The organism is Nitrospinota bacterium, assembly GCA_027619975.1.
Taxonomy (GTDB): Bacteria; Nitrospinota; Nitrospinia; order Nitrospinales; family VA-1; genus JADFGI01.
This window is the reverse complement of sequence record JAQCGX010000023.1, coordinates 46615-53554: the sequence shown is the minus strand read 5'-3', so window position 1 is coordinate 53554 and position 6940 is coordinate 46615. Positions and strand designations below refer to the sequence as shown.

At 41.1% G+C, this 6940-nt stretch carries 6 protein-coding genes; 4 read left to right on the top strand and 2 right to left on the bottom strand.

What is annotated here, in order from left to right:
- Positions 1-233 precede the first annotated feature (233 nt).
- The 3 genes from O3C58_09325 (at position 234) to O3C58_09315 (ending at position 5086) form a co-directional block, all read left to right on the top strand.
- On the top strand, positions 234-1265 hold the full coding sequence (locus O3C58_09325; GenBank protein MDA0692056.1) for a methyltransferase domain-containing protein: 1032 nt from the start codon (positions 234-236) through the stop codon (positions 1263-1265).
- Positions 1266-1345: 80 nt separating this feature from the next.
- Complete coding sequence (locus tag O3C58_09320; GenBank protein MDA0692055.1) at positions 1346-2881, top strand: radical SAM protein; 1536 nt, start codon at positions 1346-1348, stop codon at positions 2879-2881.
- A 225-nt stretch (positions 2882-3106) separates the two neighbouring features.
- On the top strand, positions 3107-5086 hold the full coding sequence (locus tag O3C58_09315) for a glycosyltransferase family 39 protein (protein ID MDA0692054.1): 1980 nt from the start codon (positions 3107-3109) through the stop codon (positions 5084-5086).
- Positions 5087-5119: 33 nt separating this feature from the next.
- Here O3C58_09315 and O3C58_09310 read toward each other — a convergent pair whose 3' ends face one another.
- Positions 5120-5551: a tetratricopeptide repeat protein gene (locus O3C58_09310; GenBank protein MDA0692053.1), complete on the bottom strand. Its 432-nt coding sequence runs from the start codon at positions 5549-5551 to the stop codon at positions 5120-5122.
- A 155-nt stretch (positions 5552-5706) separates the two neighbouring features.
- Between O3C58_09310 and O3C58_09305 the strand changes: the two genes are divergently transcribed.
- The gene (locus tag O3C58_09305) at positions 5707-6261 is read left to right on the top strand and encodes a zf-TFIIB domain-containing protein (GenBank protein MDA0692052.1); all 555 of its coding nucleotides are present in this window, start codon (positions 5707-5709) and stop codon (positions 6259-6261) included.
- A 51-nt stretch (positions 6262-6312) separates the two neighbouring features.
- On the opposite strand, the gene O3C58_09300 is transcribed toward O3C58_09305, so the two are convergent.
- Complete coding sequence (locus O3C58_09300; GenBank protein ID MDA0692051.1) at positions 6313-6690, bottom strand: tetratricopeptide repeat protein; 378 nt, start codon at positions 6688-6690, stop codon at positions 6313-6315.
- Between the last annotated feature and the right edge of the window lie 250 nt (positions 6691-6940).

Genomic DNA, 6940 nt, shown 5'->3' with positions numbered 1-6940 from the left:
ATAATTGATAATCATTCAAATAGCCCAAGGGGATTATTCCCTTTGGGCTATTTTTTTGTTTCCGCTTTGAGCTATAATCACTGGCGCTCTATAATTTTGGATTTATAGACCGTGGTAAACTTGCTTTTTCAAACCAACTAATATAAAGCTACTTACTTCTACAAGTTCTGTTCAGGCGATAGGGTTCTTTTCGTAGGGATCAGGGCCATCTTCTTTGAATGCGCAGGATAGGGATGCTTAAAACTAATTTAGCTCATTCCAGTAATACGTATGAAATGACAAAAAGTAGCTGTCCTATGTTGCCGGTCTGCCCCCTTTGCAAAGATCAAATTGAGCTCTCTATTTTTGATGATGTGGTCAAAAATAATAATAAATACAATGTATACAATTGCTCATCCTGCCAGATTTGGGTAACCCACCCTTTTCCCACCCACGAAGAATTAGCGAGGTTGTACTCTACAGGAAATTACCGGACAAAAACTGGAAAGAGATTTAATCCAGTTCTGGAATATATCATTCATCTGCTAACTGTTAGGAAGCGGAAGAGAATCGAACGTTTTAGGGATCATGGGCGGATTCTTGATATTGGCTGTGGACGCGGACTTTTTCTTCATATCATGCAGGAAGATGGTTGGGAGGTGGCCGGGCAAGAGTTCAGTGAAACATCCGCTTCTTACGCGTCGAATATCTATGGGATTGATGTCCAAACAGGGGCATTAAAAGACTGTGAATACGACAATGAAAGTTTTGATGTGGTGAGCATCAACCATGTCCTGGAGCATTTGGAAAACCCGGACGAAGTGATCACTGAGTGTTATCGAATTTTAAAAAAAGGCGGCCTTCTTGTAACGGCAGTACCAAATATAGACAGCCTGCAAGCTTACTTTGGCAAAAGAAAATGGTTTCAGTTGGACCTCCCTTGCCATCTTTATCACTTTTCTTCAAAAAGTTTAATTGACCTGCTTGAAAAAAACGCGTTCAAGGTTGAAGTGGCAAGGCATTTTAAATTTGAGTACAACCCGTTTGGCTGGCTGCAGACTCTATATAATGCTACTGGAATCCGGGAAAATCTTTTGTATGACCTTTTAAAAAGTTCTGATCTGAGAAAGAAAGACCATGATACTTACCGAATCATGGATTACCTGAAAACATTTATTCTCATGCCTTTGTATTTGCCACTCTCATTAATGTTATCTATAATCGAGGCAATAATAAAAAAGGGTGGTACCATCGAAATATATTCAGTAAAGAACCCCTCATTGTGAGAGCGTACGGGATATATTGAAGATAAAAAATAAAACTTATACAGGAAGAAACCCCATAATTTTAGTCAGGGAATGAATTAATGGCAAAAGTTCTTTTAATAAATCCTTCCTACCAAGCAGCATATGGAAATTCAAAAGCATCGATCGTCAACCCATTTTTCCCAACTTTGGGCTTGGCGACCATCGCTGCAGTGGCCAAACAAGAAGGTCACGACGTAGAGATTTTAGACCTTTGCTGGCGCCCCTATGATTACAAGTTGATACAATCAAGTATTCGGTACGCCAAGCCGGATATTGTAGGGATCACCGCTACAACCCCTGGAATGAACCAACTGCGCGATATCAGTTGCATCATTAAAAATATATCGGAAAAAATTTTAATCGTGGGTGGGGGGGCTCACCCGTCCGCACTGCCGACAGAGAGTCTGCATGAATCCCGAATGGATGCAGTTTGTGTTGGTGAAGCCGATTACTCGTTCGCGGAAATCTGCAACGGGAAGTCTTTTCCCGAAATTAAAGGACTGTATTATCGGTCTGGGGGCGAAATTGTGAGTACCGGGCAAAGACCCCCCGTTGAAAATCTGGATGACTTGCCAATGCCTGCCTGGGAGCTTTATGATCCTGCCGATTACAAAAAGATTTCCAAACTTATTGCCTCATATCCACCTGTAGCTACCGTGGAGTTTTCCAGAGGATGTGTGTTCACTTGTGATTTCTGTGCCAGCAAAGTTACGATGTCTCTTGGTTATAGAAAAAAATCTCCAGAGCGTTGTGCTGACGAAGTCAAATACTTAAGTTCCTTGGGTTTCAGAGAATTCTGGTTGGCGGATGATATTTTCACCTCTGATCAAAAATGGGCAGGGGAGGTCAGTGATGCTATTAGCAGGGCAAATGTCGATATGCACTGGACCTGTAATAATGGAATACGCGTTGAAAGCGCTGATGATGATTTGTTCAAAAAAATGAGCAAAGCAGGCTGCTATCGGGTTTCCTTTGGATTTGAAAGTGGCAACGATGAGGTTTTGAAGGGCTTTGGAAAAGGAGGAAAAGCTACCATTGAACAGGGCAGAACTGCTGTTAAAAAGGCCAGGGCCGCTGGCTTGCAAACAAATGCATATTTAATGCTGGGTCTTTCCTGCGATGATGAAAATACCATGCTGGACACGATAGAATATGGACGGACCCTTCCAGTAGATTTGCTCAAGTTTGGATTGGCGATTGCTTTTCCAGGAACGGCAATGTTTGATAACTACGTGGAAAAAGGTTTAGTGAAATCTTTTGATTGGGATAAGTATGTTGTCTATTCCGATGAACAATTGTTTGCCCATGAAAAACTTTCTTATGAAACCCTGCAGAGTTTCATGAAGTACGCCTATAAACGAGCAGTTACATTGAACCCTGGGTTTGCAATCCGAAGATTTTCAAATGCAATCAAAAACGGAAACTTTTTGTCGGATTTATATCATGGGTTTCTTTTTGTTGTGATGCCCTCAGTATCGACAAAAAATACTTCTATTTACGCAGCCAAAGATCAATGGCCTCAATATGACTTTTTAAAAAATTCCCCCCAAAAATCGACGTACCAGACAGTTTCTAAAATAGCAGCCAATTATTAAACGGGATGAACCTGATTTATCCGTTGAAGGATTTATGATTTTCCCCCTTTAAGAGTTATGAAACCCCCTCCCTCGACGATTTGTTGCTACCTGAAATTCCTAGAAATATCAGAAATGGTTGTCCCTCAACCTAGAAAGCAAAATTTTTTTATTTTACTATACAATGATGGGCGCAGTGGTTGGAAGCGCTCAATTTGATTTTTAATAATACAATAAGCTTGGAAGATGAATATAAAGCAACCTGTTGAAAAAGTGACTCCTAAGTTTAGATTGTGGTTATTAATTTTCAATATTATCGCGGCCTTACTCATTTTTTTGGTTCTTGTAATACTCAGACTTCCTATTCTAATAAATGCGGATTATTTTTTAACCTACGATGAAGCCCATCAGGCTCTGCAAATACTAAATTTACAGGAAGGCGGCCCAGTTTCTTTTTATTATGATGGAGAACGATATGCGGGAATATTTTTGGGGCTCACCGCGATTCCGTTTTTCTGGCTTCTTGGAGTTGGGGCGTTGGCTTATAAATTGCCAGGAACCCTTGCTTATGCACTTTATGTATTATCGACTTACTGGATTGCCAAAAAAATCCAGCCTTCAGCCGCTTTAATCACCGTTTTACTTGTAATATTTTCTTCCCCTGCGATTTTGTTTATAAGTTCGAATAACTGGCAACACAACCTCATTATCTTTCTCGGCAATATTATATTCTTGTGTTTTTTTAAAATAAAAGAGTCTGAGGTTTCCGGGACAGGACCTGTTTTATTGCTTGGTTTTGTCATGGGGTTTGCAATATACAGTTATACCTATTCCATCCTTTATATTGCAACCATTGCCATATTATATGTGCTGAGTTGGAAGCACTGGGAAGTTGTTCGAAACACATTCTCCGTTAGAAAAATTCGTGCGCGGTTTCAAGATTCCCAATCAAAAAAACGGAAGCTGGTAATGGTATTAGATGGAGTTATTTTTGTTTTTTTTGCAGCAATTATATTTTCATACGTGTTTGGAGGTTTTGGGATAGATATTGCTGGTCACTCCATATTGCAGATCAATAAACTTCATAAACCGGTAGGTCAGCTGCTGGTCCTCATTATTGTTAGGGTTTTAATTTTTAATAAAGATATAAAATCTAAAATTAATTGGTTCAAGAATCTATTTGTGACCAGCAACGCTTTTTTGGGGCGTTTAATAGTAATTGGTTGTTTTGGATTTCTTATTGGTATCTCACCTAGAATCGCAAGCATTTTAACAGGTGAAACCAAAAAGGGAGGGCAGGGTTTTGATGTAGATTTGATCCCGACTAATATAATCGCTTATCTTTGGAAATTGGTATTTTATGACCTCCCAGAATTTCTTGGAGTGAGAGTCCCTCTAATTTCCATTTTTCGTTCTGATTTGACGCTTTTGAATTTGATCAATGGCGCTTTAGCTGCAGGGGTGGCTGTATTAATTGTCACCTCCTTTGTATTCTTTTTTAGATCCAGATGGCAAGAGATTAGGAAAATCGTTCGACTAAAAAGGCTAACGTTTGAGCCGTCATTGGTTTTCGCTGTTTTCCCCATTTTAATTTGCGCCGCAGTTCTGATTTTAAAAAATGGTCCCGATGTCAGATATTTACTTCCTCTTCATGGGGTGGTGGCAGTTTTTGGAGCACTCTACCTCGATAGTTTACGCCCGGCCCACAATAAAAAGTTTACCGTTTTTCTGGCAATTTGGCTTGGGTTTGGAATTGTTAACACCTACTATTTTTATACAAACACTGCTAGTACCTATTCTTTATACTATGCCACCGCCGATACTTATAATGCAAAGAAAGACGGAATTGTTAAGGATTTATCCATAATTAGAATGTCTTCCCCTTATGATGGGATAATAAAATTTTGCCAAGAAAAAGGAATTTCTTCTGCTTATTCTGATTATGAAACGGCCGGAATGATTACGTTTTTGACCCAGAAAAATGTCAAAGTGGGTGATTACTCAAATAATGATGGTGCAGAGAGAATTAATAGAATGCTGGTCAAAGAAAAGGATTTCGCAATTATTATTCCGTCATTGCAAGAAAAGGAACTTTCCTCTTATCAAGAATTTCTCGAAAAAACCGGGATTGAATACGTGCGAGAAAAGGTAGAGGGCGGTTTTTTGGTTTTTCGAGATTTTAGGGGAAAACCGGACGAGATCAATTTGTTGCGTTCTTTAATGTGACCTACCCTTAATTTTTTTATTTTTAGCGCTTATTTACATCCCCAGGTGTTCTTTCAGAATTTTGGAATCTTTGATTTTTGGATTATCAGGAGCAAGTTCCAGAGCTTCGCGAAAATGCTGGGTCGCTCCCCCGTGGTCTCCCAGTCTGTCGAGTGCCAAGGCTAAATTGTAATGCGCTTCGGCCAATTGAGGTCCGGCGGTAATAGCTTCCCGGAAGTGTTTTGCCGATGTCTTCCAATGCCCTTCTTTGTAATGTCCCACACCTTCATTATTTTCAGCAGCGCCCGGTTCCGTGTCAGGGGCCGTGATCGCCCCCAAAATGACGCGACTCGCAACATCCGCAATGGATTTTTCATTTGCGTCCGTGTTCTTTCCTTCGGAATCGGTTTTCCCCTTGTCGCAACCCGTGATTAAAAAAAACAGGCTGCAAAGTATCAAGAACGTATAATAGTGAGAATTTTTCATGGTCCCTCACGGCTGATTAAATGGTGGTGAAAATTTTCCTTGGGAAGACCCGTAATTTTCTGCAGTCAAGAAACAATATAGGATCGACAACCGGTTTTGTCAAAAAAGACGAATGAATTGCTAGGAACTAAAATTTACCGAAGTGGGAGTTGCTAATGAAGTGCCCGTCATGCCATCAGGAACTGACCCTAAAATCGGCAGGAGGCCTTAAGGTTTTCGCCTGCAGGGAAGGGTGTGGAGGGCTGTGGTTCGGACATTATGAAGTGCAGAAACTTCAAGGGCAATATATCGGTGCCGGAGAGCGTCTGTTGGATGTCCCAAGGGCCGAGGGCGTGCGGTTTTTTCGGAATGTGGAGGCCATTTGTCCTCATTGCACAACGTCCCTGTTATTGAGACATTTTTTCAGCAAGGAGATTGGAGTGGAGGTGTTCCAATGTCCCAAATGCGGAGGGTTTTGGCTCGATTGCGGGGAACTCGCAGGTATAAAATCCCGGTTTGACACGGAGGAGAGGCGAAAGCAGGTCGCGGCGTCCTATTTTGAAATTATTTTTGCGGGAAGGATTGCAAAAATGAATTTGCTGATCGAAGATGTGTTGAAAGCCGCCCGTTCTATCGTCAAAATCTTTTTATTTGTTTGCCCGGTAAAATATCTTTCAGGCAACCGGTTCCTGAAAAAAGAATACTTCAGTGACCTCAATGTTCCCAAGTGAACGGATAAATAACGCTGACAATTTGAAAGAAGTTACGGTGGTTGGAGATTTTTAAGTTGCAGGCGTGTCTTCGATAACGGCATCGGGTTCCAGAATTTTCAGAGCCCGCTTGTCGAAGGGAGCGGCATTTTTGTAATCGCCAACAGCCTCATACAGCCCGGCCAGAGTTTGCAAGGCGACTGCCACGTCAGGATGATTCGGACCCAGAGTTTTTTCGCGGAGATTCAAAACCCGCATGGCAAGGGGGAAGGCGGTTCTATATTCACCGGCATGGTAAAGGGACATCACTTTTTTATTTAAGGATTCAGCGGTTTCAACCTGCGCCTGGCCAAGGGGGGGGGACACAAAATAAATTGCGATGATGACTGTGATCAGAGAAGAAACGATTATTTCAAAGGAATACTTTTTAACAGCCGATTGCTTTGTCATAAAAAATGTCCCATTCTAGGCACTTCTGTTTATGGTTAGAGAAGCGTGAACAATTGGTTATTCAATGTTTTCAGGGAAGCATACTTTTAACTGCAAACGAATCTAACGTCAAGCCTTTTTTCGTTTTCAATGAGTTCAGTATACGGAACTTCGGTCACAAGCAAATCCTGTGAAAGTCACAAATGTGTTAAATTTGATGAATGGCAGGGCGGAATTACCTGGGAAAGAAAGCACAAGGAAATCTACGATT

What these genes read in the sequence shown, in the direction of transcription:
- O3C58_09300 (MDA0692051.1), bottom strand. Translation starts at nt 6,690, where the DNA reads ATGACAAAGCAATCGGCTGTTAAAAAGTATTCCTTTGAAATAATCGTT.
- O3C58_09305 (MDA0692052.1), top strand. Translation starts at nt 5,707, where the DNA reads ATGAAGTGCCCGTCATGCCATCAGGAACTGACCCTAAAATCGGCAGGA.
- O3C58_09310 (MDA0692053.1), bottom strand. Translation starts at nt 5,551, where the DNA reads ATGAAAAATTCTCACTATTATACGTTCTTGATACTTTGCAGCCTGTTT.
- O3C58_09320 (MDA0692055.1), top strand. Translation starts at nt 1,346, where the DNA reads ATGGCAAAAGTTCTTTTAATAAATCCTTCCTACCAAGCAGCATATGGA.
- O3C58_09315 (MDA0692054.1), top strand. Translation starts at nt 3,107, where the DNA reads ATGAATATAAAGCAACCTGTTGAAAAAGTGACTCCTAAGTTTAGATTG.
- O3C58_09325 (MDA0692056.1), top strand. Translation starts at nt 234, where the DNA reads ATGCTTAAAACTAATTTAGCTCATTCCAGTAATACGTATGAAATGACA.